Source organism: Pseudomonas sp. A0308, assembly GCF_044218815.1.
GTDB lineage: Bacteria > Pseudomonadota > Gammaproteobacteria > Pseudomonadales > Pseudomonadaceae > Aquipseudomonas > Aquipseudomonas iridis.
Genome location: NZ_CP162581.1, coordinates 743,746 through 766,491, shown reverse-complemented (window position 1 = coordinate 766,491; position 22,746 = coordinate 743,746). Strand labels below are relative to the sequence as shown.

The window sequence follows — 22,746 nt, the reverse complement described above, 5'->3', positions numbered from 1 at the left end:
TGGAGTTATCATCCTTCATAACTGTCCATTGATGGTTTGAAGTGTAATAAATGGTGGTGGATGTTTACGTCGGCCTGATTGACCTTGCGTGTTTCCTCATAATATGTGGCGTTAAAACTATTCCCTTGGGTTGTTATAAGTTGTAGTTCATTTTGTGAATCGTCGTCAAAGTCTTTGTAGTTGCTTTTTTCAACATGTTTAATATAGGAGTTACACAGCCGTGGGAAGTTTTCCGTAGAAACATAGATCACTAAGAACAATGGGCGCTCGGACGCAAAAAATGGCTCTTTGCGGGTTCGTTACGCAGCGGTCAACGCGGCGGCGCTGATGAGTTTGATCCAATCGGCCAAGCTCAACGGGCACGATGTGTATGCCTATCTGAAGGACGTTCTGACTCGCCTGCAGACGCAGCGGGCGAGTGAAATTGGTGAGTTGTTGCCGGATCGGTGGCAACCGGCCTAGCTACGCAAGATGGGATGCCCTATTACTTACAGAGCTTTTAACACTTTGCCATCACAGAGTTCCTTTCCGCTGATGGCGGGTGACTCTATAAAATCTCAGCGTCCTAGGGGCGACGATTGGTTTTCTCGGGATTTTGTACAGAGCTTAGGGCTTTAGTGAGTCTGAGGTTAGGACAAGTCGAGCAATCTCTGGACTCCGTGGTGCGTCTGGTGATCACCTTGATGAACGCTGCAGCAGTTGCGTGTTCATACGATTCTGCCCTGGCAGACCTACGCAGTTTGTTGGGCAAGGCAGACCGAGTTGTTAGTAAGGATTTTTTGGAGGGCGCGAATTCCAGACAGATGCTAATTCAAAAAAAAGTCGCCCGTGAGGCGACCTTGCCAAGATGTATGAGAAGAATCAAATTAGGACTTCAGCCTGATTTTGCTCTCTGTACTTTGTGACTAAGATCTTGGCTGACTCTACACGCAATTTATGACCTGAAGTCAGGTTTATGTACAAGCCCTTGATCAAGGAGAATGTCCTCAGATCTGTTTCTCGCTCGTAGTCTGTGTAGCGCTTTAGGTTTTGATCCCAGTGCATGAAATCGCCTTTCCCGCCTGCATCATTGGTGATGGTGCTCTCACAATAACCAATTAGATCTTCTTTGTTCTCCATTTCGTTATAGAGTTTAACAATTTCGATTTCGTCATATCGCCATGGAAATCTAGTTCTTTCGACCTGCCAAAACTCTAAATAACCAGACTCTTCAAAGATGCTCGAAAATATGTCGTCTAATAATGGTTCATCTTTCAGCACTCGATCGATGTCATTCATATTTCTGATGTTGGGCCTTATTTCTCTAAGGCTTTGCAGTAACCCAGCTTCTACGCTGCGATAAGTCACTGTTGTATCGCCCTGGGTCTTCAGGTTCTCAATGTCAGCATCTGTTACAGGGATCACGGCGCCTGGTATCAGCTCAAGTAGTAGGGAGTTCTGAATGTCAGCAGGAGTGCATGTGTCAGGGTTTGCGGTTAGATGAATTCCGGCCTTTTCATAGGCGCGCGCGACGAGTCTCGAACAAAATTGCAGTTCACCCCCTTTGACTTTCGGAAGTACTACTGAGGACATCGCACCTGCGGTTGTATATGGAGCCCCAGTCTCACTTCGCACATACGCCAAAACAGCTTGCATCTCTGTTTCTGAAATGCCATTTTTTAGTCTGTAGGCGTAAATTGCACAACTGTCATCATAAAACATTTTTTCAATATTTCGTGCATGGACTCCGTCTCCCGTAGAGTCCATTACAGATCCGTTAGCCACGCAAATCATGGCGTGCGATATATCGCTGTTGGTGAAGAATTTAATTACTTTGCTTTGAAATTTGGTTGAGGTTGAAAGGATTATGTCCCCTTTTTTTAGTTTTGAAATGTCGACCTTAATCATGCTCTTATGTCCTTTGAATTCATTTTCGCTTGACCTGTAATGGTAATGCAGTAGCTTCAGTGTCTACCGTTAATGAGGAGCCTTGGCTAGAAATCTTTGTACCGTTGATTTAGAAACGTCCAATTCTCGAGCTATTTCTGAATTAGATAGGCCTTTTTGCTTCAGCTGTGGAGCAAGTTTTAGTCGTTCACTCGCTGCGAGATTGGAGGGGCGTCCATGTCGGCGTGGTCTACCACCACTGGAGATCAGCTCGATCACACCAGTCTCTTTCAGAGTCTCTAACTTCCTCGAGATCCGCTGCAATGCCGCATCTGTCGCCTCCTCAGAAAGGCAAGAAGTTGTCAGGAGCATTAGCAGAGTCGGCTCAGCGTCCAGCATTTTTGAAATTTTCAGGAGCATTTCGATTGAAACGTTCCCCTTACCGCGCTCCACGCGACTCAGATAAGAGCGATCTAATAAAGATAGGTCGTCCTGGGACATTCCTGAATTCTGCCTCAAGGCCCGGATAACGACCGCAAATGCTTCGCTGAGAGACATTTATGATCCTCTACAAAACGGAGGATAAAGCCACATTGCGCCGATCCATAACACGTCATATAATCCTCGTTATGGGTCGTCCGGCTTCTTCATTCATGAGAAAGTAATGCCCGAGATGGCGTTGCTTCCGTGAGCTTCCTGGCGGTGATGCGTTTAAACATATGATATGTATTGACGGGAATGAAGCATGGAGTTCGAAGAAATCCAAGCAGCCAACGAGCTGTTCAACACCCCAGGAGAACCACGATTTGGTTCCGGTGAAAACCAAGAGGCGTTAATTCGTATCGTCCAAGCCCGCTTCCCTGACAAAGGCTTTTGCATCGTTCAGGAGTGGACGATCGTGCGCGCGAAAGCGAGCGATACGGATCTCACCAAAATCCACGTTCATGGTCACCTGCCGCTCTTTGTGTTCGCCGAAAAAGTCATCCTAGACAGCCGAGGACGCTTCGATTATGGAAACTGGGTACGCAGCACCATGGCCATTTCATTCCAAGATGGCTTTCTCTTTGAAACCAAAAACACTGTGTACGTTTTGGCGGGAGACGGCGACGAAAAGTCAGCCAATCTCGCCGCGATACTGTCTCTTTATCAATAATGTCAACTGCAACTCCGGTCTGTAGATCCACGGGAATGTGAAATGTTTAGAAGTCATGAAACCGTTGCCGAGGGCACTCCTGATTTTTTTGGGGATGGGTATTCGAACTGGCGGATGTTTGAACGCCACTTGGCTCATCCTTGGTATCACGTCGTCCTTCAGGAGCGATTGGAGGGCAGGGTATAGACACGCACCATGATGATTAGTGACGTCGATATGCTCGAAGAAATACTTTCCCAACAAACCAGCGATTTTGTCGTTACAGAAATTCAGGTCGTCACGCCTGGGTGGATGAACAAAACTGGTAAGTGGAAGATGGAAATGCTTTCGGGGCTGTTGGTCGGATATGACTCCAATGGAGCTCGTGTTTGCATTCATAACATAGGCGATGAAAAGGCTTATACCGATGCCGCAGGACGTCTTGTTGACCCTCGCTCTCTCAAAGGGCTTCGAGTGATTTTTTAATCTGAGTACGTAAATCGCAACCTCTCCTGGCAAGGCGCGCCATGCTCGGAGGCCGCCCGCCGCAGCTGTATGCAATGTACAACTAAATCGAAAGTGGTCGTCTGCTATGCAAATTCAGATTTACTCAGATCTGCACCTGGGCTTCGCTCGATTCGAGCCCGTCCCAAGCGACGCGGACGTAGTCATTCTCGCTGGTGACATTGATATTAAATCGCGCGGCGTGGTTTGGGCGAACGACACATTCCAGTGCTCGGTGATTTACGTCTGCGGTAATCATGAGTACTACGGCGGCCACATTGACCACACGCTGCGGAAGATGAAGGAGGCAGCAGCGCCACATGTCCACGTACTCGAAAACGAAGTACTTATCCTAAATCAAACCCGGTTTTTGGTCACGACAGCGTGGACAGATTACTCATCTACCGGTGATGTGGTTGCCGCGAAACGCATTGCTTGGGACTGGATGAACGACTACACCGTCATCAGAACAGAGGAGAGTTACCGACGCCTTCGTCCCGATGACCTGATCGCTAAATCTAAAGCAGCTTATGCCTGGCTCACACAGGAACTGGACAAGCCATTTGATGGCAAAACCGTTGTAGTTACGCACCATGCGCCGGTGTTGGATTTCGTCGGTGATGATCTACCCGCACACCTGATCGCAGCCTACGCGAATAATTGGCCAGAGCTCGTTGCGCAGGCTGATCTTTGGGTTTACGGACATACCCACATCGCAGCGGATTTCGTAACGCGTGGATGCCGAGTTGTTTCAAATCCTCGCGGCTATCCGAGCCAACAGACTGGTTTCGACCCGGATCTTCAGATCGAGATTTGAACAGTGATGTCTGAGTCGAGGCTACCATGCGCACACTTAACCGCTTGCTGCTGACTGGCTTATCGGTAGCCCTGTCCCATGTGCGTTACAGTTCGAAAGGGCAGCTACGTGGCGCACATGCCCAAGCCGGATCGAGAAACGGCGCTACGTAGCCTGGCCATTGCCTTCGAGCATTACAACGAGCAGCATCCGCACAGCGCCTTGAACTACCGTTTACCGAGGGAGTTCAGGCGCTTGGCAGTGGCATCAATTTAACGGGGAGTTGGTGTCCGGTTATGAAGAGGCAAGTCCAGTGCCTTTGCAGATCATTCGTTTCATGCGAGGGTGGGTTTGAACACTTCACGCTCTGTGTGGGGGGTACCCATCACAGTGATGAAATATGATCTCTGGTGTCGTTCGGCCTTAGGTCGACGCGCCCCGACTTCCGCACTAGACAGCGCACGTTGGCTCGGGCTGAAAATAGCAGGCCTCTCCGGCTTAATCGCGCCACAAACTGTCGCGTGCCTTAGTGAGTTGTTACAGGTCACCAGCGCCGGATACTCGCGTGTAAATGACGGACATCAAGTCGACCAAGAGTTCTTGACGTGTGCGATTTTGCAAGAGACTCAGCAGTGCACTCAGGGTGGGCGCCAATGACAGCCCACGCTAACACTCGTTGAAAAGGATAGGGCGTTGAAAATGTTTCTAGATTGCGAATTTACCCAGCTCAATTAGCACTCGAAGCTGATATCTCTAGCGCTGGTGTCGGAGTCAGGCAAAGAATTTTACGTTGAGTTGACGGATGCCTATTCGATTGAAAACTGCAGTGATTTCGTCATCCAGAACGTTTTACCGCAGCTTGATCCTTTGCAGCATGGTCAGTCGCTTATCGAATCCCAGACCTCGCTTCGAAGGTTTCTAGGCTGCTTCGACGAGAAGCTTGAGGTGTGTTCAGATGCGCCCCATCGGGACTGGGAGTTTTTCCGTGATCTCGTTTGTGCAGATCATCAACCATGGCCAGTCCAGGTTTTGAATCAACCGACCAATCTCGCGATCCTTTTTAATGAGGTCGATGCGGAAGCTTTTGAACATGTAGAGCTGTCTGATCCGCCCCACCATGCATTGCTCGACGCGCGAATGCTCGCAGAGCTTTTCAAGATCTTGGCCCACGGCTTGTTTTGTCACCATAGAGGCGCATCGTGACGCAGGCCGATCAGCTTTGGACGGTCTACGGCAGGAGATCCGAGTTACACCATCGGTGGAGAAGCGGCGAAACTGGATTATTTCAAATTATGGCTCAGCCATAATTATTGCTGAGCCATAATTTCTCATTTTGAAACGCTTCTGTTCAGGCATCGGAGCAACACGTCGACATCAAAACAGGCGGAGCCTCCCGCAGTTGCTGCGACCTCGAACTGCCGATAAGGTTGGTTCATGAATGATCCTCGTAGCTATCGGCCAGAAGCAGTCAGTCTTCTCTACGGAATTTGGGGCGATTCAGCGTTAAACCTGAGAGCAACGGCATGGCTGAGAGCTTTGTGAAGACGATCAAGCGCGATTACGTGGCGCATATGCCCAATCCGGATCGAGAAACGGCGTTACGCAACCTGGCAATTGCCTTCGAACACTACAACGAGCAGCATCCGCACAGCGCATTGAATTTCGCTCTCCGAGGGAGTTCAGGCGCTTGGCAGCCGCATCAATTTAACAGGAAGTTGGTGTCCGGTTTTGTAGGGGCAAGTCCACCACGGGTGAGTGCCCGACGCAGTTACGCAAGGTGGTTAGTCTTGCTGGTTACGGTGCCCTAGCCACTATTACATGATGTTAAGGACGATCTATGAGTGCTGAACACGACGAACCGCGCCTACAGCTAAAAAATGCACTAGATAAGCTTGATCTCAAGAAGGCCTTTGATGCTCTGAAACAACTCGAGTCTAGTGCCCTTAAAGCAGTCCTGGCAGGAAAAATGGCACAGCCTGGTGCTTTTCAACTGCGGGCGGATCGAGCGAAACGGAATAAATTCTACGACTCACTTCTGAATGACCCTGCAATGGATCAACATCCGGCTGCGCAGTCGTACGCCCTCGATCTCAACGGAAAGATCAAAATTATTGAGCAATGCTTCGACGACATCCGCGCATCTCTGCCGCAATGTGCCATATCTAAATACCCCCAAGACATCCAGTTTTGGAGTCAAGTCGAACGCGCTGCTGGAGAATTGAAGGAGCTAGACGCAGCAGGTATGAAAGCAATCAATGCACTCAAGGCTAAAGTCAAAGCCAGGCAGCGATTCGTGATGCCAGAAATGACTATGGTTAAGCTCGAAAACGGAATTGAAGTAAATCTGGATATTGCATATTCGAACATAGTAAACATGCTCAGCTTGACGCTAAAAATGCTGTCTTTTGAGTATAAAATGCTAGTAGATGGGAAGGTCGTGGCTCCCGTAAAGCCGGAGATCTCTACCGATCATACTTTCAAAGCGGGATCCATTCAGTTCTACGCAATGTCGTGGAACACCCTTGAAGATATAGGCGCTCGCACGCTTTTCTTCGGCGGCCAAATCGGCGAAATGGAGGCCCTTGGCATTCCCCGCGAAAGTTTGCCGAGCCACGTTTACAAAAAGTTTCCGAATCCGATTTTTTTTCAACGTGAGCCCGCTGATGAAGAGGCCTACGACTTCCTGGCTAACCGTAGGCAGCATTCTTGGGGCGTTCAGAACACTATTCAACTCATGCAAGGTACGAAACTACGCAATGCCGTCGTAGCCAAGGGAGCGAAAGCGCCAGAGCTGACGGGGGGCGGCTTCGTATCGGAGGATGAGGGAGTTACTCTGACTACCCTTACAGAGATTCTGTCATTTGATGTTTTCTCTGACCAAGACCGTCATCACGGTCTCACCTTACGCGAATGGGTACGTGGCTATTGCGCACTCAAGCTCATGGCCAAAGCCAAGAGAATGAAGTCAGGTTCTAGTTTGATCTCGTTTGATAAGGCGGAGTTGGAGCAAGGTTTCATTGATTATCGTGTCCCTGAGTCGTGCGTTTTGGAGCTGATCGACCATTTGACATTTGGTACTAACAGTCGCGATCTGTATGACTCGCCGCTGATTCGCTCGCAGAATGATCAGTATGCTCTACTCGCGGAAGTACTTATCACCTGCAACCTTCCAAACGTCATTCTCTCTAGGCTGGGCTCTCTTGATACGCAGATCGACAAAAAAGGGAAGGGCTTCGAAGACAAAACTGTCATGTTCCTTCAAGGGCTCAACTACCAATGTAAGCCGACGAAATTCACCATCGACGGCGCGCAGTATGAGTACGATGCCCTGCTTCTGATTGACGACACGTTGTTCTTGATTGAGTGCAAAAACAATCTGCTGTCAGGGAATCATGCAGTGCAGGCGTTGCGCTACGGAAAATTTATCAGCGATACGGTCAAGCAGGTCAAGCGTTTGGAACAAGGCCTACGAGCGCGCCCGGAGATTGTAGAGAATCTCTTCGGTAGAAAGCTGGAGGAGCTTAATCTGGTGCCAATGATATTGAATTCCCTGCCTTACTCTAGGAAGCCAATCGATGGTGTTTACATTTCGGATTATTCGGCGTTCAGCAAATTTTTAACTGAAAGTACCATTTCTGAATTTCATTGGAAAAATGGCAAGAAAAAAGTAAGAAAAGTCATTCATCGGTTATGGTCGGGTAATCGACCAACTGCTCAAGAATTGCTTGACTACCTAGCCCTGCCTATTCAGTTGAAACTCATCATTGATCACCTGACCTACCAAATTCATCCACGGTTCACATCTGAGAGTACAATTTTCTTCTCTGCAGTCTTGGATGTAAATGAAACTGCAATGCAGCAGGCGAAACAAGACGCGCCTCGCGTCGATTGAGCCAGAGCTATGTGGCCAATGTAAGGGTGGCCCCATCGCTAACTTTCACGTCGAACCTATTTGCGCAGCGATCCGGCAAACAACCAGTTCGAGCGACCGAGTCCCTATGGCCGTGTCTGGTTCTCTGCCGGACTGTTGTCGATGGGTACAGGCCCATCGTCCAGGTAGCGCGTCAGCGCTACCCAGCGCTGACAGCGTCATCCTGGACTTGGGCGGTAAGCATAGGAAGCTCGACCTTTTGGGACGACATATCAAGCCTGACGCAGGTGTCGAGCATTAATAATGCATTGAAGCTCCCTTTCAGTTTGCCGATTGCTAGACTTAGTCGTAGCCATCACCGGATAATGGCCTATCAACATACAGGAGCGTAAAATGTCTCGTCTCGCAGAATTCCGTCAGCTTGAAAAACACCTATCTGAGCAACTGGCCGCTCTTGAGGCTATGAAAAGCGACGAAGGCCTGAAGAAAGAGGTCGAGTTCGAAACCAAACTCCGCGCACTGCTCGCTGAGTACAGCTACAGCCTGCGCAACGTAATCGCTATCCTTGATCCTCAGGCATTATCCGCACGCGCTCCTACCGCAGCCGCTCCAAAGGCTGTGCGCAAGGCACGTGATATCAAGATCTACAAGAATCCGAACTCCGGTGAACTGATCGAAACCAAGGGCGGTAACCATCGCCAATTGAAAGAGTGGAAAAACGAATTCGGCGCGGACGTTGTTGAGTCGTGGCGCACTCAGTAAGACTTTTGAATACAAAGAATCAGGGCCCTGCGTGGCCCTTTTCTATATTAAGGATTTGAAATGATTGATAATGGAAGATCGCATATTCTGAAGTCCAGCGTTGCAGAATATAATCATTTTACGCAAACAGTACATCTGCATACGGTCGAACGTGATGCAATGCTTAAATTTAGGGAAGCATTGCGTGACCCGTCAAATCAAGGCATTGAGGTAGTACAGGGAACCAAGGACTTACTTCGTCCTATGGTGCATGAGCTACGTCACTGGGTTGATATGAATTGCTCAATCCGTGGCATGAAGGCTTTATGGCACATCTTCAATCTGACAAAAAATCCTGTCCCAGATAATCCCTCCGTCGTCCAGCTTAAAAAAGACATAGGGCTAAAATTTTTTATCATGGAGGCGGCAGAAGGCGTCCCTTTCCCTTGGCGCCATTCTGTAAGGATAAGTAAGCCTATTTTCGCTGAAGATATTGAGCATTTTTCTGTGTGCTTCTACAAGGCAGATGATAAACAGGGGCAAAATCATTTGTTTAAGTCACCCATATATCTGGGAAGCATGCTCGAATGCTGCGCTTATTTTCAAGAGCTGAGAGATGCTGCGCCCAATATGCACAAGGCCGGCACCTGGGCGATTGACAAACACTTATTCGCAAAAGAAGAAAAGGACTTTGTTTACAACTCCAGTCTTGCTGAGTACCACTGTCTTGCCCATGCTTTTGCAGCCTCTGTCCAAGAGCCAGACATGTTGGCCACTTATCAATTCGCAGCTTCCTTTTGTTTTTGGTTGCTCAATATGCCAAATGACATGCTGAAAACCAGCGTTACCGAGGCTTGTGCATGGAGTCGGCAACACACTGGTGATGATTATTTGGCTCACTATGCGAAGAACTGGCCATACGAATCAATAATTGTCTGTGCGCTTAATAAACTTCGCACAATTCCGCTTTCTGTTCGTGGCACCCTTCGAGAGGAGCTGGTTTATGAGCTTTTCGACTGCTGGAAGACCTTCAGAGCTGATTACTTTGAAAGGAGTCATGAAGGCTTTTTAGCTGAGATTGCTAACACCGCTACGATTGCACCGGAATACTTTGAAGATGCCAAGGCTGCTCTTATCAGTAATAACAAGCAGATACTTGAGCGGAAAACACTTGCACCGACTATTTTCCAGCTTAAATATCCACCATTGTATTGTGGTGACTTCACTGTTAGTGGCGATGTGGCGTTCAGAGGTTTAGAAGATCATTACGCTGGCTTGGATGAGGGGCTGATGGCCTCTCTGATTAAGATCGAAGACAAATAAGCGATCTGCTAGCTGGATTCGGGATACCCAAGCCACAAGTAATTGGAACCCACGCCACTTCTTGGCAGAGTTGGCTGGCAAAATGATGCCAGTTTGAGTGCAAAGGGCCCTGCGGGCCCTTTTCGTTATCAAGGAAACAACTCATGGACACAGAGAAAAGCCAGCAACAACCCCATTTCCAAGATTCTCTTATCCAACTTGTTACCCGCTTCCGCGCTGCGGTGGAGCATGTCATCAGAACCTCGGGAGCACCGATGCACATTGAGCGCTTCCCACGCGCTTGCTGCGGGATCATTTCCGAACTCATGGGTGACTACCTGAACACCCTAGACCTGGGCGAATTCCACTACATCTGCTCGATGAAAAACGGCGCGTCACACGCCTGGCTCGAAGTCAGCGGCTTGATCGTCGACATCACGGGTGACCAATTCCCTGGCCGACCATCCATCTACGTTGATAAGCAAGATACCTGGTACGGTGAGTGGGAGGAGGACATCAGGCATCTGGCGGTTCATGAGCGCTCTGCGTTCTTCTACAGCGAGGAGCGCAAATTCCTCAACCAGGTTCTGGAACACATGAACCTGCAGGTCGCCGCTGACTGACCAGGCTGTGCTAGCAGTATGATGTCTGTTTGAGTGCATTGGGCCCTGTGGAGCCCTTTGTAGAAGCTATACACACTGCAGGTGGTTTGCATGACCAGGGATGTCTACAAAGTATCTAGCGCCGCCGTTGAGAGAACGGGAAACGGTTATGAGTTATTCGCGCTCAAGCTGGACGGGAATATTCGTGCGACCCAGCTAATACCAACCAGAAAAACCGACCAAGCGTTTGACAAGATCTATCAACTGTACACATCCAGTGGCTCGCAGATTGCTGACTTAGTCGGAAAGTACCTATCATTGCAACTAAAGGAAACGCGCTATGGTTTTCAGTTCAGTAGTGTAGCTTCTTGTGATGTCATAGCAGATTTCAAATTATTGCTCGATCGGGCTGGCGGAAAAGCTTTTCACACAGACTTGAATGTAATCAAGTTTTTGAGTCGCAATGGTTACCAGGAAAACTCGGACGGCTCAATAACATTGAGAGGCGTGTATAGCAATCTTAATGTAGTAAGAAAAAATGACACAGTAATCTGTTATCCCAATATAGTTGACCATACATCCCTGACACTGGAGAGCATGGAAGCGATCTATGACAGATTTTATAAAGATAAAGACGTTGAAACTCTCAATCCGGATAGAATCAGCGAGTACGCCCTGCATCCGTCCGGAATAGTGGAGTTTCGGCAGCGCTATCACAAGGATAGTGGAAAGCTGCTATCTAAAGACTACATAAGCGCGCTTAGACTCGGCGAGTCGCTTACGCCGGAGCAGCTTGACTACCTAGATGCGCTTAACTCAATGCTCATCCCGCCGCGTTAAGCCTTTACAGCGTTCGCGATCTGCTTTGATCTGATCGCGAAGTTCCTCTGGGTCGATACTCATACCTCCACGTGGGAAGCACTCACTTTGCTGGCAAACCTCGGGCAAAGAAAATGGCCCTGGAGGGCTTATGCTGTCTTCGGTTTGGGTCTCTTGGTGTTCTGTACAACTGCTGCGGTTGAGCCGAAGACCGTCTGACCGCACCGAAGTAGCATGTTTCGATTTAGGATTGCCACGCATTCCTCCGTCGCCTCCATGACCCCTCTGCCGTACATTTCAGAGTCATTGACCATATATGCCATAGTTGGCGAGATGGGGAAATAGAAATCAGAGTGTTCTGGTGGTGGCCCTGAGGAAGTATCAACTACTGAGGGATGAACACTGATAACAGGGTGGTCACTGGTTAAAAAAGGGGTTTTAGTTTTATTGACGAGCCATACCACATTTTTTCGATAGTAGAACCGGTCAAGATTAAAGCCGACGTTGACACCGTAAACTAGGCTCATGAACCACCAGGTCTTCTTGGCGATCCTCACATACTCGTCGCCTGCGTGACGCCACGAGTCGATAAATGTATCCCTGAGAAACTTTGTTCGGGCAAACTGATGACCGATATAACTGTGTAGGTTATTTCTGTTCTGAGCTGATTTAAGAACTGACAGATCGCCGTTTCGGAGTGAGTCGAGAATAGGCCTGAAGTCATTTTCGACCGTAGTGTGAATGTTCTCTAAGGTATTCGCTAAAAGCAATTCACGTTTGTGAGCTTGATCTTCTCTGTCTAGCACTTCGATGGCGCATGACAAATAGATCATCTTTTCGAGCATCTTGTAGTGGAACGCTCGAAGGTGCTCATCTGCTTTGTCAAGCCAAACCTGGATAAACTCTACGTCTTGGTCATCCAGGGGAGTTATCCTGTAGAAGTGAGGCTCGCAGGCTACACCACGGACACTGTAAAGCTCCACGCCCTTTTTTGTCTTCCGGTATACATCTCTACCGTTTTCTGCCCAACCCCTGAGGTAGTGTGCCCAAACGTAGTGATTGTTTTTCTTGATCTCTTCACTCTTCAATCGAGCGACTTCCTTCTTGGAGATAATGGCTTACACAAGCTTCTATGGCTCTAACATCGCCCAAGGCACGGCGGTAGCGAAAGGCTGGACGCAGAGCAAGGGCCTTGGTGGCCGGCTCCCGCCCAATGAATGTCTCAAGGGGCGGACACCGAAAGTTGGCTCAAGACCCGCAGCTTCGTACAGCACGTCCAGCCAATAGCAGTCGGCTGGGTTGTCGGAGCACAGGATTTTGCCGTCAAACAGTCGGCTCATGGTCTTGTCGACTTCGAGGGGAGACTGGCCTTCGCTCATGAACTGTTCCCGGCTGAGGCCATGCATGTCCTGCGCGTCGTAGCTCCAATGATCCCAGTATGAGGCTGGCTGGATCAGGGCTTGGTACTCACCACTAGGGAAGACAACCTCTACTTCGATTGGGTAGCTATCGGGAGCAATCCCGGAAGCCTCGAAGTCAATAAAATGTGTTGGCTTCATGTAGTCGTCAATGCCAAAAGGCCATCTTGTCTGCGGCCCTGTTTGGAGTCAAACCGTGCTCTCTGCCCGTGGGTGCGGTGATTAATTGCCAGCATGAATCAACCCCTGTTCGACCTCGCCCTGTCTCGGGGTACGCGTGCGCGCTACATCAGCGGTAAAGCCCCGATCCTGTATCCGGACGTGACCACGGGGGGGGTGAAAGTCAACAAAACACCGTGTGCCGGCGAACTCGTCGAAACCAAAGGCGGCAATTACAAAACGCTGAAGGAATGGAAAGCTGAGCACGGTTCGAGGAAACGGCAAAGTTGAATTATCACAAATTATGGCTCAGCAATAATTATTACTGAGCCATATTTTTTTGCTTTTCCGTTTCAGTCTTAGTTATCGGGATGCACACGAACTGATGCACGCTAATGATATTCGTACGCACTTTACTAACCGGGAAGTCACCACGGGCCAGCTCGTCGCGTTCGCTCTGACTGGCGGTCTGATTCCTTCTCTTGTGGGATGGAATGACTGGGAGATATGGACTCGATCAGTAATGCCCAGTCAGAAATTCGTAGCCCGTGGGCCCGGTTTTTCCTTGTACTCCATCGCCGTGCAACAGGCATTGCTGGCTGCAGGTGTACTAATTGGACGCCGGAGCCTCGTCCAGAGGTATTTGGACAATGGCGAACTTGTTGCACCTATCAATCAATCGGTTTCACTTGGCATAGCAATCGCGGCCTGGAGGTTTCCAAGGGCCAAGGGCAACCGTGGTAGCGGCAGTGGAAGATGCGCTGATGCAGCTGGCGTAACTCAAGCAATTAGGCTGCGTATGCAGGCTGGCCTCATAGGCGACCGCTGACGAGATGCTTAAGTTGGGCTTTCCATTTAGGTGTTGCGTTCATTCGAATCGTTACCTGAGTATTCATATGGCGGCAGTGCGTTTGTCCAATGTTGGAGCCGGTCAATCTAAGCCAGGCTTCTCGGGCTGAGCAATGGGATTTGATGTCGGGCTTTCACCGTATTGTCACCTAGACCAGGCCGCCGGCGTGTGCCGGCATCCTGATGCTGTACGTGCATGAGCCGTGGAAGTAGCTGAGGTTCTGTTTTCGGGGGGGGGCTTGCTAGGCTGCGGAGCAGCAAGACGATGTAGCCTCTCAGAATGCCCATCGCAAGGCCAACCAGCGCAGTTTTTAGTTCTTCCTTGTTCATCCGTTGTGGAAGCTGACCATAGGGAGGGAAATGAAGAGCTGGGCAGTTGGGAGCCAATGAACTGGGCTAGTGCGTTCACAGCAGGCGTCTTAAATGTCTGTACTGTCGACGACCTTGTAGGACGCACTTCTACCGTCAACCACGGACTACCTAGGCGACGGGCAGGATGTCCTTTTATGAGTCATGAAATGATAATTTTTGTTTTTTGAAGGGAGAGACACACAATGGGTACGGAAGTTACACTCAAAATGGGAGGTGTATGCATCGATTGGAGCAAAAATGGGCCAGGAAACGATCATGGACAACTTTTCCAAACTCATCACCAGAAGCGAGTAACTTGCGAGCAGCTAGATTATAGCTATCCAGACCTCCCTTTTGGGTTCGTTGCTTCAATGGAAAGATCAATGTGTGCCTCGATTAAAGAAGTATTTCCCAGATTAGAACTTCTAGGGTTCACATTGGAATCAATTCGAGATCAATACGATTTCTATGTCTCGGATTGGGAAGAAAGTATGCAAAGGATTCTCGAACCCGAGGAGGCGGAAGTCATTGCCAGTTATTTGGACTTTGACGAGTTTTGCGATTTTGTAAGAAGCCATCCTCTGAAAGTACTCGACGGATCGTACGATACTAATTTCGTTGTGACAGAACGGTTTGTCAACGACAAAAGGACTTCAAGGCTGCCTGTTAATACTCATAATGCTGCCTATTCTGAGACAAGTCTTTTTGGTGCTCTTATTGGCTTTCTTCATCCATATGCACTGATACGAGTTTGTGCTGAATGTGAGGAGAATTTGGATTCAGAAGTCCTTTGGAACTGGGGGCCAGTTGTTGAGGAGGGTTATGCTGAAGAGGCTGATTTTCAGCCAGGAGCTGGCCGAAAGCATGCATTCCTGATCGCCACTGAAGGTAGTTCTGATGTTCATATAATTAAACATGCCCTCCATCTATTAAAGCCAGAGATTGAGGACTTTTTCAGATTTATCGACGTTAGTGAAAGCCATCCGTTTCCGGGGACGGGAGGGTTGGTGAAATTTGCTGATGGTCTGATAAAGATTGATATCCAGAATAATGTTATTTTCGTTTTTGATAACGATGCTGAGGGCTATGAAGCATATTTGAAAATAGCAAAAATGCCATTGCTGACAAATATGCGAGTTATGTTGCTGCCAGAGTTAAAAGCTTTCGAATCATTTTTAACGAAAGGGCCGAGTGGAGAATCATTGGCTAATATCAATAAACGAGCAGCCGCGATTGAGTGTTATTTGGATTTGACTCTCAGTGGCTACCCTCAAGCTAAAGTAGTATGGACAACCTACAAAAAAGATTTGAATGCATATCACGGGGCTCTTGAACATAAAGAAAGCTATGCTAGAGCCTTCTTTAAGCAGACCAATGAATCCATCCTGAATGGCTCCTACGACACTTCTAAGCTGAGCGAGCTTCTAGATGCTTTGATTCAAGAGTGCTTTGCGATTGGGAAAAATTCAGTGCAAAGGTATGCGGCGCTTGAATAAGGGTGTATGGCCGCAGAAATTTTAATAGTTTCGGTTTTTATGCCGGGGTGATTGAAGTGCGCGTGCGCCAGGAGCCCGAGTGTTCGGGGCCCTGTAGCAAATCGAACGCCAGCCAGCGCTGGAAAGGTTAAAGCTCAAGCGACTGGCGGTCGAAACTCGCTGCTATTTCACTGAAGGCTGAGGCAACAGATAGTCACGTCGCCTGCCTTAAATCCTAATTTCCGCTATCTCATTTGAAGATACTGCTGAAATCCAAGCCTTTCTCCATCTTCTTGGAACGGATTGGAGAAATAAAAACAATAGTCCTCTGCTTTAGAGGATTTTTTTTGTGAATGGATGAACTGAACATCATATTTTTTGAGTGTTTCAAATACTGGTTCATCTTTGTATGGGGTTTCTATTTTTTCCGCGTAATAAAGCTGGTATAAAAGAATCCAGTTTTGGTCGAGTTCGTAAAGTGTGCTGTTGTCTACAATCTGCATTGCATATGCTATAGCGGCTGCTTCGCCGTTTTCAAAGCTACTCAGCAAGGTGATTGCGACTGTATCAGCGGACTCGATAATTTTAACCACGTTTTCAGGGGTTGGTTGGGTATTGAGCTGTTTCAGGTAATATAAAGCCCAGCACATTCCATCCGAGCGTCGGTGGAGAGCGTTAACGGCTAGAATTTTGTTGAATTTCTCAGTGACATCATCCTTGTTGTAATACTCTGAAGTGGCGTCTATTTTTTCAAGGATTGGTAGCAGGATAGGGTAGTGCCAGCTGAGATTGAGTACGTATTGGAAGACTGTTGCTGCTGTGTCGCCCTGCGCTCGATGGGCAATTAATCCAGCAGCCAGTTTCAAAACGCTTCCATCTTGTACAGATTTATTCAGATTTATAGCGAAATCCAAAAAGTTAATTGCTTCGTGTGTAGATAATGTTAGCGCGCCATTCGAATCGGTTCTATTAGGAAGCGCATTGGTCACGGATGTTACCCATGAATCGATCTGTGGCTCGGGTAGTTCGGTAATTTTGGTTTTGTTAAGATTTAAACTCAGACGGTACCGAGATAACTCAATGTTGAGAGCGCGAGTAAAGTTCTGAGCTTCAATGTGGGTTTCACAGTACGCTGTATAGTCATCAATGTAGCGCACGAATCGAAATTGTTTGGCTAGCTCCCTGTCAACTTCAGCAAGAATGATTTCCACCGCAATGCTGGATGATCCTGGGCCAATTGGTAATCCAACAGTCTCGTTGCGTTTAGCATTGCGTAATGCTGTGTCGAGCTTGGAACTCCAATGCTTATCTTTACTACGAAGGCTTTCCTTTGCCTTTTCGTAACCTTGGATAGCCCATTCAAGCGAATGAGTGTAGATTGATCCAAAGCAGTTAGCTACGTCAGCGTGTGCTCTGAAACTGGCGGCAAAGCTTAATTCAATTATGTTTTTCGTTTTGGTTTCATGATCTTCATAATTCATTATGAAGATACGTCCATCATTGTGTTGCTGCGCAGTGATGGCACTATTTTCATCTTTTATCAGATTGAGAATTTCTTCCCTGTGTTCTTTTATCTGTAGAAAAATTCTGGAATAAGCGAGTGGGTGAATTAGGCTCAGAATCCTTGGTACGTTATTGAAGCGGGTGGCCCGATATTCAACAAGATCGAACCAAACACTTTTTCGTGCGTCACTTACTTTGATGCCTGCTAATTCTTCCGCTATTTCTGGCGTAAACCGGCTCGTCGAAAAGCAGGGCGGTAGTTCAGTGGCTGAGTCTTTCTGATTTGGGAAGTAATTCCACCTAGTCAATGCTTCGAGAAAATGCCTTTCTTCATCATGGAACGTGGCAATGTTTGTCACAGGACTGGTAAATTCTTTCACTGGCTTTATTTCTCCTGTTATCAAGTCTAATAGCGCTGTACGGCTAATCACCTAGTTGAAGCCAGGCCCTGTGTCACTTGTCTCTTCAGTACATCCGTAAAAAAAGTCATGCTATTGGTAGTGGGCTTCACAGAAGATCGACCTCTTCGGGCTTGAGCCATCCAGCCTCGATTACTCGTTGTTTCGCTATTCCAGGCTGAGCGGTGTAAACCACAATCGCGAGACTTTCTTCGGCCCGGCTGCAAGTGACATACAGCAGGCGACGAGTGCGAGCCAAGGAATCATCTTTGCCTTCGCGTTGATTTTTTACGTCGCTGTCAGAAGCTGGCTTGACCCCTAAGAGCTTGTCGTAACTGAAAAGGAAACCACCTGCTTCTTCGTCATTGAGGATAACCATGACTCTGGGGAACTCCAGCCCCTTCACACCTTGGTGCGTGTCGAAGGGGGATAGCCCCTCGGTATAGCCAGCGAACGCAGCCATTTCCGAGAAGGGACGCCCCAGTAGAACCTGGTACGCATGGGTTTCTAATGCATCACGATCCGATGTATCGGGAGGGTCATCAGTCGTAGCGCCCAGCCGTAGAGCGGCTACAAGTCGGTCAGGGAGATCTAGAAGGCCTGTTTGGAGCAGCACGTGAGCGACGTCCCCTATCAGGGGATCGTTGTCATTGAACAGCTCACACAGCGATTCAGTAGCGTCTCCTGCTTTCTTAAGCAAGGCTAACTGGTCAGGCGCCTCTTTCATGGATTTAGGGGCGAGAAGCGGAGACTGAAGTCGCACAGCTTCCATGAGACTGAAATCGTTCGTCTTGGCAGCTTGAAGAATAGGGGCCAGCCGTTCGAAAAACAGTTTCAAGATCGGCAGTGTTCCGTCCAGTAACCCCGTTCGTAGGTGCTCTACCCTAGACAACGGTGTAAACACACCCTCGAACCCCATTCGACGTCCAGCCATCTTGTGTTCAAGGATGAGGGTCTTCCTTCCATCCTTACCACCTGCCCAATGAACATCGCCGGTGATGGCTGCCATGCGCTGGGCTATGTCTTCCTCCAACCCGAAACCTTGACCTGGTGGCTGTTGGGTGCAAAACATTCGAACCGTGCCCTTTATAGCGTCCGGCTTTGGCGTTTGCTGGTGACTGTCTCCGCCCGCACGGATTACGTTGATAAGATCAACGACTCGTGTGGGGCAGCGACGGTTCACACGTTTTTCGGGCACGGCCCAGTCTCGAGGGATCGCGTCTTCCAAACGCACCTTCCCATCGGTGTAGATGCGCTGCATGGTATCGCCGAGAAGCCCAAGACAGAACCGGTCAGGGACGAGGGATTGTGCTCGCAGAAAAGCGTCCATGAGCGGCCCGTAGGTATCTTGGCTCTCATCGATCAAAAGTACCGGGTGCAGATCTGCCATAACGTTCAGCAGTGGTGCCTGTTGAATAAACGCAGCCGCCATTTGGATGACTTCACTGTGATTCAGAGCCTGCCTACCTCGGTTGTCACCAGTAGGGCTGTAAGTGAATGTCGTTATCTCACCCAGTGAATCGAGCCGTCGAGCTTTGCTATCTCTCGAGGCTTGGTTTGCTAGAAATGTCTTGTTCTGCCGTTGGGCCTTCCCAAGCCTTTCATCCAGTTCACCAATGTCGTTGGTCAGCTTTACTCGAAGCCACTCGCGAATGTCGTCATCGAAGCCCTGAATCATCCTCCAAGAGAAGGCGTGGATGGTTGACACAATCACTAGGGGATCGTGTTCAAGACGCCGGGAAATTTCCTCGGATGCCGCATTGGTATAAGTGATGATCGCGATTTGACGTCCTTCAAACGTCAGTCGTTGCCGCTCTCTATTCTTTAGATTTTTCACGGCCTCGACTAACGAATGGGTTTTTCCAGAGCCAGCACCGGCGTATAGGAAAAAACTCTTCGGATGGTCGAGATTCAGACAGTCCTGAATAATCTGGTCGGCATCTGGAACATCATCCATAGAAGCTTCTGGCTGGGGGCTCATGGCGTCACCTCGACAATCGCTGATGGGATGACCAAGAGCTCCTTGCTTTTTCTTTCGAGCTTGGACTGCAGCCACGTCAGACCTTCATGGATATAGGCCGGGACGGTCAATTGGGCAAAATTAGAGTCGCCGAGAACGTGCAGGGCAAACTCAGCCTTATCACCATCCTTAAGTTTGGTGAACAGCTCTGTGCCAAGCTCGTGGGATGTCTCAGCTTCACGTATCGCCTTGGCAAAGGATCGCATCAGTCCGCGTCCTGCTTTGCCAGAAAAATGCTCGGTGTTGCTCAGCACGAGGCTATCTTCAAAAGTATTTGGTAATGCCTCAACGTCCATCCCGGTTTTGGGTAAGCGGACTGTAATGGGCGTTTGATAAGCGATCCTGATCGAAAACAGATCGTCAATTTGCTGAGCTTTACTGTCGAAGGCCAGATCCAGTAGTGAATCCACATCATGTCCAAGGCCTGCTGCTCGCATCCAATGGCGCACTGTTGGATTGTTAGTGGATTGGCCTTTCTTTCGCTCGACAGGTTTGCCAACCTGAAGTATGCCGGCGTCCAAGTCGGTTATCACCAGAGTGACAATACCCAATGCATCAATCAGTGGCCGGAGACGATGCGCGTGGCTTCCTCCGATGTCCAAAATGGTGATGTAGCACTGGTCAAGAAAGCGGAAGTGCTGCCTCAAAAAATGAGGAAGCATCATGCGCTCGGCAGCTCCCTCGACCAGGATCACTGCATCCGCAAAGAATAGGTCGGCATGTTGGGCGCGAAGGTAACGGGTAACAAATTCCTTTGTTTGATTGGGCTTCCCGAAGACGGTACTAAGGTTCGACACGGTAGAGACCGGAATTGGTACCCCGGCCATGCCAGAGGGGAGTCTGCGGAAGTACCTTAGGTTTTCGTAGTCAATCTCATGAGCCACATGGCTGGAGTGAGAACTGACCACTAGCTGTGTTCTGAGGTTGGGGTACTTTGCTAGCAGTGGGTCGCTGCATAGCACATGGTAGGCGTGTTTTATGAATGCTTGTTGAACCTGGACGTGCAGGTGAGCCTCCGGTTCCTCAATGAGAACCAAGTGGATAGGCTCAACACCGGTTGCGCTCTGCTCTTCAAGGCTCCTGTACTTCTTCAGCCATTCATCTCGAAACGCCATCAATCGGAATATCATTGAAATGAGGTTCTGATATCCCAGCCCGTTGGACGTTTCTGGAAGCCTGAGAGCTGGTGCTCCAGGCGCTCCTCCGACGGAATCCAGCTCAAAAAGTACAGCCGCTTCGTGGTTCATTCCGTCCGTAGGGGCGAGGCGGGTTGCGACTCGGATAGAGGGATCGGAGTTATTCGGATAGCCCAAGCCCGCCACTTCACTGAGCGCAGGAGCGAAGCTCATACTCAAGCGCGTGTCGAACGCTGTTTGAGCAGCCTCGATTGCTCTGAGTGCTTCAAGATCCGAGACGTCTGGGCTATCGCCAGGATCGAGGTGTCGACTGTAGTACGCTCGCAGCTGCTCCGAAAGCTTTTTACCTGACCCATGTCCTCCCTCCAACATGCCCTCGTCAGCACTATCTCCAAAGCCGCGTTGAGCGTTAATTTCGTGGACTCGAATCAGGTCAGTGAGTGGATTATGCTCAAGTGGCGTTGCAGAGGTCGCCAGTGGCTGCTGGTTCGCTTTACGAGTTTCAGGGTCAGGGGCTTGGAGCAGGTTTGGATCAAGGCGGTACCATCGGATCTTGAAGGTTCTACCAATTCTTCGATTCAGGTAGTCATGCAGGCTCTGCGGCCAAAGAGGAAGCGAGGGCGGTTCAGTACCTTGGGCTGTCTGTTTCTGAATTTCCTGCTGAAGCAGCTTCACACGTGCTCGTTCTTTACGGTAATCAGCGAACAGCGTTGGCATGTCATCCGGCTCCAAGCGGAACCGCATGCCAACATGGCCGCCTTTCCACGCGAAGTTAGGAATGAGATCACGGATGTGGTGAAGCTCACCCTGAGATGCTTCTAGCCATACATCCAGCGTTGGTAGCCAGTCAGCCCAGTCATTTGCAACGGGCATTTGAAAGCTATTATCTGCAGCCTCCCAAGCTTCGCCAATTGCATCGATTGTGGCGAGATGACTCAGAGTCAGATCTTGCAGTCTGAAAACCGATGCTTTCGACAGTAGGAACTTGCGTAAGGCCAACATGGCAGAGGACTTACCACTGTTGTTGGCTCCAACGAGAAGGGTTGTCTCGGCTGCGAGATCGATTCGTACTGACAGGAGCTTGCGGAAGTTCGCGATTTCCAGATGCTGAATTTGCATAGTCTCTTCCCTGATGACTGCTCAGCGACTGAGCGCCAAGCTTATAGATGCTGGAACTCTAGCTGAGCCTGCCCCGCGCTCCAACCACCGTGATAGAATTTCGCCATCATTAGTGTTGCTGATTCGAGGTGCTCGCAGGGTGACGGGACGCCGAATCTTACGAGGAAGGTTACTGTCTCGATAGCAAAATGTCAGAATGTAGTCAATAATTGCTCATTCGCCGATTCTCCAAAAGATCAATTATCTGAAGAATTTTTTGACGATGGAATTGGCTTCATAAGATCATGCTTCTTCAATCCTGCTAGGCTTGCGTTATGAGTAATCACACGGAAGAGTTCGGAGAGCTGAGAATTAAGAAAATTTAGTCTCTCAATTTCTTTTTCAAGTCGAGCAATGCGTTCCGCGCCTTCTTTGATTGTCTTGGGGCGGGGGAGGTTGTTCACTCTCTCCAACTCCTTACGAAGCGAGTCTTTCTTAGCTTGATACGCAAGTTTGATTGTCGTTCTTTTATTTAGGGCTTGTCGGGTCGGAGGTGTTTCCCAACCTAGTATTTCTTGAGCGCCCAAGCAAATCGAATTCCAATCTAACTTATGTTGAACATCCCAGCTGTTGATCATTCGGCAAATGTCGCGACTTTGCCGGTCGGAGATTACCTTAGGCATAAAGAAGTATTCCTATTGGATTC

General features: G+C 49.0%; 18 protein-coding genes and 6 pseudogenes. 14 read left to right on the top strand and 10 right to left on the bottom strand.

The window, feature by feature from the left end; genetic code table 11:
- Positions 1-260: 260 nt before the first annotated feature.
- A pseudogene (locus tag AB4P92_RS03540) lies at positions 261-462 on the top strand (transposase domain-containing protein); the annotation flags it as partial.
- A 399-nt stretch (positions 463-861) separates the two neighbouring features.
- Here AB4P92_RS03540 and AB4P92_RS03535 read toward each other — a convergent pair.
- Both AB4P92_RS03535 and AB4P92_RS03530 read right to left on the bottom strand, forming a co-directional pair.
- Positions 862-1,887, bottom strand: coding sequence for a YiiX/YebB-like N1pC/P60 family cysteine hydrolase (locus AB4P92_RS03535; protein WP_395598886.1), 1,026 nt, complete (start codon positions 1,885-1,887; stop codon positions 862-864).
- 69 nt (positions 1,888-1,956) lie between these two features.
- Entirely contained in the window at positions 1,957-2,424 is a 468-nt protein-coding gene (locus tag AB4P92_RS03530) for a helix-turn-helix domain-containing protein (protein ID WP_395598885.1), read from the bottom strand.
- Between the two features lie 187 nt (positions 2,425-2,611).
- On the opposite strand from AB4P92_RS03530, the gene AB4P92_RS03525 reads away from it, so the two are divergent.
- From AB4P92_RS03525 to AB4P92_RS03510, 4 genes and pseudogenes are all read left to right on the top strand, one after another.
- The gene (locus AB4P92_RS03525; RefSeq protein ID WP_395598884.1) at positions 2,612-3,019 is read left to right on the top strand and encodes a DUF6957 family protein; all 408 of its coding nucleotides are present in this window, start codon (positions 2,612-2,614) and stop codon (positions 3,017-3,019) included.
- A 195-nt stretch (positions 3,020-3,214) separates the two neighbouring features.
- On the top strand, positions 3,215-3,484 hold the full coding sequence (locus AB4P92_RS03520; RefSeq protein WP_395598883.1) for a hypothetical protein: 270 nt from the start codon (positions 3,215-3,217) through the stop codon (positions 3,482-3,484).
- A 106-nt stretch (positions 3,485-3,590) separates the two neighbouring features.
- Positions 3,591-4,319: a metallophosphoesterase gene (locus tag AB4P92_RS03515; protein ID WP_395598882.1), complete on the top strand. Its 729-nt coding sequence runs from the start codon at positions 3,591-3,593 to the stop codon at positions 4,317-4,319.
- A 96-nt stretch (positions 4,320-4,415) separates the two neighbouring features.
- Positions 4,416-4,574: pseudogene (locus tag AB4P92_RS03510) on the top strand (integrase core domain-containing protein); the annotation flags it as partial.
- Positions 4,575-5,249: 675 nt separating this feature from the next.
- On the opposite strand, the gene AB4P92_RS03505 reads toward AB4P92_RS03510, so the two are convergent.
- Entirely contained in the window at positions 5,250-5,486 is a 237-nt protein-coding gene (locus AB4P92_RS03505) for a hypothetical protein (protein ID WP_395598881.1), read from the bottom strand.
- A gap of 320 nt (positions 5,487-5,806) precedes the next feature.
- Here AB4P92_RS03505 and AB4P92_RS03500 point away from each other — a divergent pair.
- Together AB4P92_RS03500 and AB4P92_RS03495 are read left to right on the top strand one after the other, a co-directional pair.
- A pseudogene (locus AB4P92_RS03500) lies at positions 5,807-6,006 on the top strand (integrase core domain-containing protein); the annotation flags it as partial.
- Between the two features lie 129 nt (positions 6,007-6,135).
- Positions 6,136-8,190 carry a hypothetical protein gene (locus AB4P92_RS03495; protein ID WP_395598880.1) on the top strand — a complete coding sequence of 685 codons (2,055 nt, stop codon included), beginning with the start codon at positions 6,136-6,138 and terminating at the stop codon, positions 8,188-8,190.
- A 107-nt stretch (positions 8,191-8,297) separates the two neighbouring features.
- Here AB4P92_RS03495 and AB4P92_RS03490 read toward each other — a convergent pair.
- Positions 8,298-8,381 (bottom strand): annotated as a pseudogene (locus AB4P92_RS03490) (transposase); the annotation flags it as partial.
- Positions 8,382-8,562: 181 nt separating this feature from the next.
- On the opposite strand from AB4P92_RS03490, the gene AB4P92_RS03485 reads away from it, so the two are divergent.
- The 4 genes from AB4P92_RS03485 to AB4P92_RS03470 all read left to right on the top strand — a co-directional run bounded on the left by AB4P92_RS03485 (position 8,563) and on the right by AB4P92_RS03470 (position 11,654).
- On the top strand, positions 8,563-8,931 hold the full coding sequence (locus tag AB4P92_RS03485; RefSeq protein WP_395598879.1) for a histone-like nucleoid-structuring protein, MvaT/MvaU family: 369 nt from the start codon (positions 8,563-8,565) through the stop codon (positions 8,929-8,931).
- A gap of 60 nt (positions 8,932-8,991) precedes the next feature.
- A complete protein-coding gene (locus AB4P92_RS03480; protein WP_395598878.1) occupies positions 8,992-10,233 on the top strand; it encodes a hypothetical protein in 1,242 nt (413 codons plus the stop codon).
- Positions 10,234-10,376: 143 nt separating this feature from the next.
- Positions 10,377-10,835: a hypothetical protein gene (locus AB4P92_RS03475; RefSeq protein WP_395598877.1), complete on the top strand. Its 459-nt coding sequence runs from the start codon at positions 10,377-10,379 to the stop codon at positions 10,833-10,835.
- Between the two features lie 90 nt (positions 10,836-10,925).
- A complete protein-coding gene (locus AB4P92_RS03470; protein WP_395598876.1) occupies positions 10,926-11,654 on the top strand; it encodes a hypothetical protein in 729 nt (242 codons plus the stop codon).
- 128 nt (positions 11,655-11,782) lie between these two features.
- Here AB4P92_RS03470 and AB4P92_RS03465 read toward each other — a convergent pair whose 3' ends face one another.
- Both AB4P92_RS03465 and AB4P92_RS03460 read right to left on the bottom strand, forming a co-directional pair.
- Complete coding sequence (locus AB4P92_RS03465; RefSeq protein ID WP_395598875.1) at positions 11,783-12,721, bottom strand: DUF4238 domain-containing protein; 939 nt, start codon at positions 12,719-12,721, stop codon at positions 11,783-11,785.
- A 42-nt stretch (positions 12,722-12,763) separates the two neighbouring features.
- Positions 12,764-13,192, bottom strand: a complete 429-nt coding sequence (locus AB4P92_RS03460) for a hypothetical protein (RefSeq protein WP_395598874.1) — start codon at positions 13,190-13,192, stop codon at positions 12,764-12,766.
- A 195-nt stretch (positions 13,193-13,387) separates the two neighbouring features.
- On the opposite strand from AB4P92_RS03460, the pseudogene AB4P92_RS03455 reads away from it, so the two are divergent.
- The 3 genes and pseudogenes from AB4P92_RS03455 to AB4P92_RS03445 all read left to right on the top strand — a co-directional run.
- Positions 13,388-13,501, top strand: a pseudogene (locus AB4P92_RS03455) (transcriptional regulator); the annotation flags it as partial.
- A gap of 73 nt (positions 13,502-13,574) precedes the next feature.
- A pseudogene (locus AB4P92_RS03450) lies at positions 13,575-13,688 on the top strand (nickel/cobalt efflux protein RcnA); the annotation flags it as partial.
- Positions 13,689-14,613: 925 nt separating this feature from the next.
- Complete coding sequence (locus AB4P92_RS03445; protein WP_395598873.1) at positions 14,614-15,906, top strand: HEPN/Toprim-associated domain-containing protein; 1,293 nt, start codon at positions 14,614-14,616, stop codon at positions 15,904-15,906.
- Positions 15,907-16,130: 224 nt separating this feature from the next.
- Here AB4P92_RS03445 and drt4 read toward each other — a convergent pair whose 3' ends face one another.
- The 4 genes from drt4 to AB4P92_RS03425 all read right to left on the bottom strand — a co-directional run bounded on the left by drt4 (position 16,131) and on the right by AB4P92_RS03425 (position 22,723).
- Positions 16,131-17,768: an antiviral reverse transcriptase Drt4 gene (gene drt4 / locus AB4P92_RS03440; RefSeq protein ID WP_395598872.1), complete on the bottom strand. Its 1,638-nt coding sequence runs from the start codon at positions 17,766-17,768 to the stop codon at positions 16,131-16,133.
- Positions 17,769-17,895: 127 nt separating this feature from the next.
- Positions 17,896-19,767 (bottom strand): UvrD-helicase domain-containing protein, encoded by a 1,872-nt coding sequence (locus AB4P92_RS03435; protein WP_395598871.1) that lies wholly within the window; start codon positions 19,765-19,767, stop codon positions 17,896-17,898.
- The gene (locus AB4P92_RS03430) at positions 19,764-22,061 is read right to left on the bottom strand and encodes an AAA family ATPase (RefSeq protein WP_395598870.1); all 2,298 of its coding nucleotides are present in this window, start codon (positions 22,059-22,061) and stop codon (positions 19,764-19,766) included. Before AB4P92_RS03430 ends, AB4P92_RS03435 begins: the two co-directional genes overlap by 4 nt.
- 236 nt (positions 22,062-22,297) lie before the next feature.
- Positions 22,298-22,723: a hypothetical protein gene (locus AB4P92_RS03425; RefSeq protein WP_395598869.1), complete on the bottom strand. Its 426-nt coding sequence runs from the start codon at positions 22,721-22,723 to the stop codon at positions 22,298-22,300.
- Positions 22,724-22,746: the final 23 nt, after the last annotated feature.

What these genes read in the sequence shown, in the direction of transcription:
- AB4P92_RS03535 (WP_395598886.1), bottom strand. Translation starts at nt 1,887, where the DNA reads ATGATTAAGGTCGACATTTCAAAACTAAAAAAAGGGGACATAATCCTT.
- AB4P92_RS03530 (WP_395598885.1), bottom strand. Translation starts at nt 2,424, where the DNA reads ATGTCTCTCAGCGAAGCATTTGCGGTCGTTATCCGGGCCTTGAGGCAG.
- AB4P92_RS03525 (WP_395598884.1), top strand. Translation starts at nt 2,612, where the DNA reads ATGGAGTTCGAAGAAATCCAAGCAGCCAACGAGCTGTTCAACACCCCA.
- AB4P92_RS03520 (WP_395598883.1), top strand. Translation starts at nt 3,215, where the DNA reads ATGATGATTAGTGACGTCGATATGCTCGAAGAAATACTTTCCCAACAA.
- AB4P92_RS03515 (WP_395598882.1), top strand. Translation starts at nt 3,591, where the DNA reads ATGCAAATTCAGATTTACTCAGATCTGCACCTGGGCTTCGCTCGATTC.
- AB4P92_RS03505 (WP_395598881.1), bottom strand. Translation starts at nt 5,486, where the DNA reads ATGGTGACAAAACAAGCCGTGGGCCAAGATCTTGAAAAGCTCTGCGAG.
- AB4P92_RS03495 (WP_395598880.1), top strand. Translation starts at nt 6,136, where the DNA reads ATGAGTGCTGAACACGACGAACCGCGCCTACAGCTAAAAAATGCACTA.
- AB4P92_RS03485 (WP_395598879.1), top strand. Translation starts at nt 8,563, where the DNA reads ATGTCTCGTCTCGCAGAATTCCGTCAGCTTGAAAAACACCTATCTGAG.
- AB4P92_RS03480 (WP_395598878.1), top strand. Translation starts at nt 8,992, where the DNA reads ATGATTGATAATGGAAGATCGCATATTCTGAAGTCCAGCGTTGCAGAA.
- AB4P92_RS03475 (WP_395598877.1), top strand. Translation starts at nt 10,377, where the DNA reads ATGGACACAGAGAAAAGCCAGCAACAACCCCATTTCCAAGATTCTCTT.
- AB4P92_RS03470 (WP_395598876.1), top strand. Translation starts at nt 10,926, where the DNA reads ATGACCAGGGATGTCTACAAAGTATCTAGCGCCGCCGTTGAGAGAACG.
- AB4P92_RS03460 (WP_395598874.1), bottom strand. Translation starts at nt 13,192, where the DNA reads ATGAAGCCAACACATTTTATTGACTTCGAGGCTTCCGGGATTGCTCCC.
- AB4P92_RS03445 (WP_395598873.1), top strand. Translation starts at nt 14,614, where the DNA reads ATGGGTACGGAAGTTACACTCAAAATGGGAGGTGTATGCATCGATTGG.
- AB4P92_RS03435 (WP_395598871.1), bottom strand. Translation starts at nt 19,767, where the DNA reads ATGAGCCCCCAGCCAGAAGCTTCTATGGATGATGTTCCAGATGCCGAC.
- AB4P92_RS03430 (WP_395598870.1), bottom strand. Translation starts at nt 22,061, where the DNA reads ATGCAAATTCAGCATCTGGAAATCGCGAACTTCCGCAAGCTCCTGTCA.
- AB4P92_RS03425 (WP_395598869.1), bottom strand. Translation starts at nt 22,723, where the DNA reads ATGCCTAAGGTAATCTCCGACCGGCAAAGTCGCGACATTTGCCGAATG.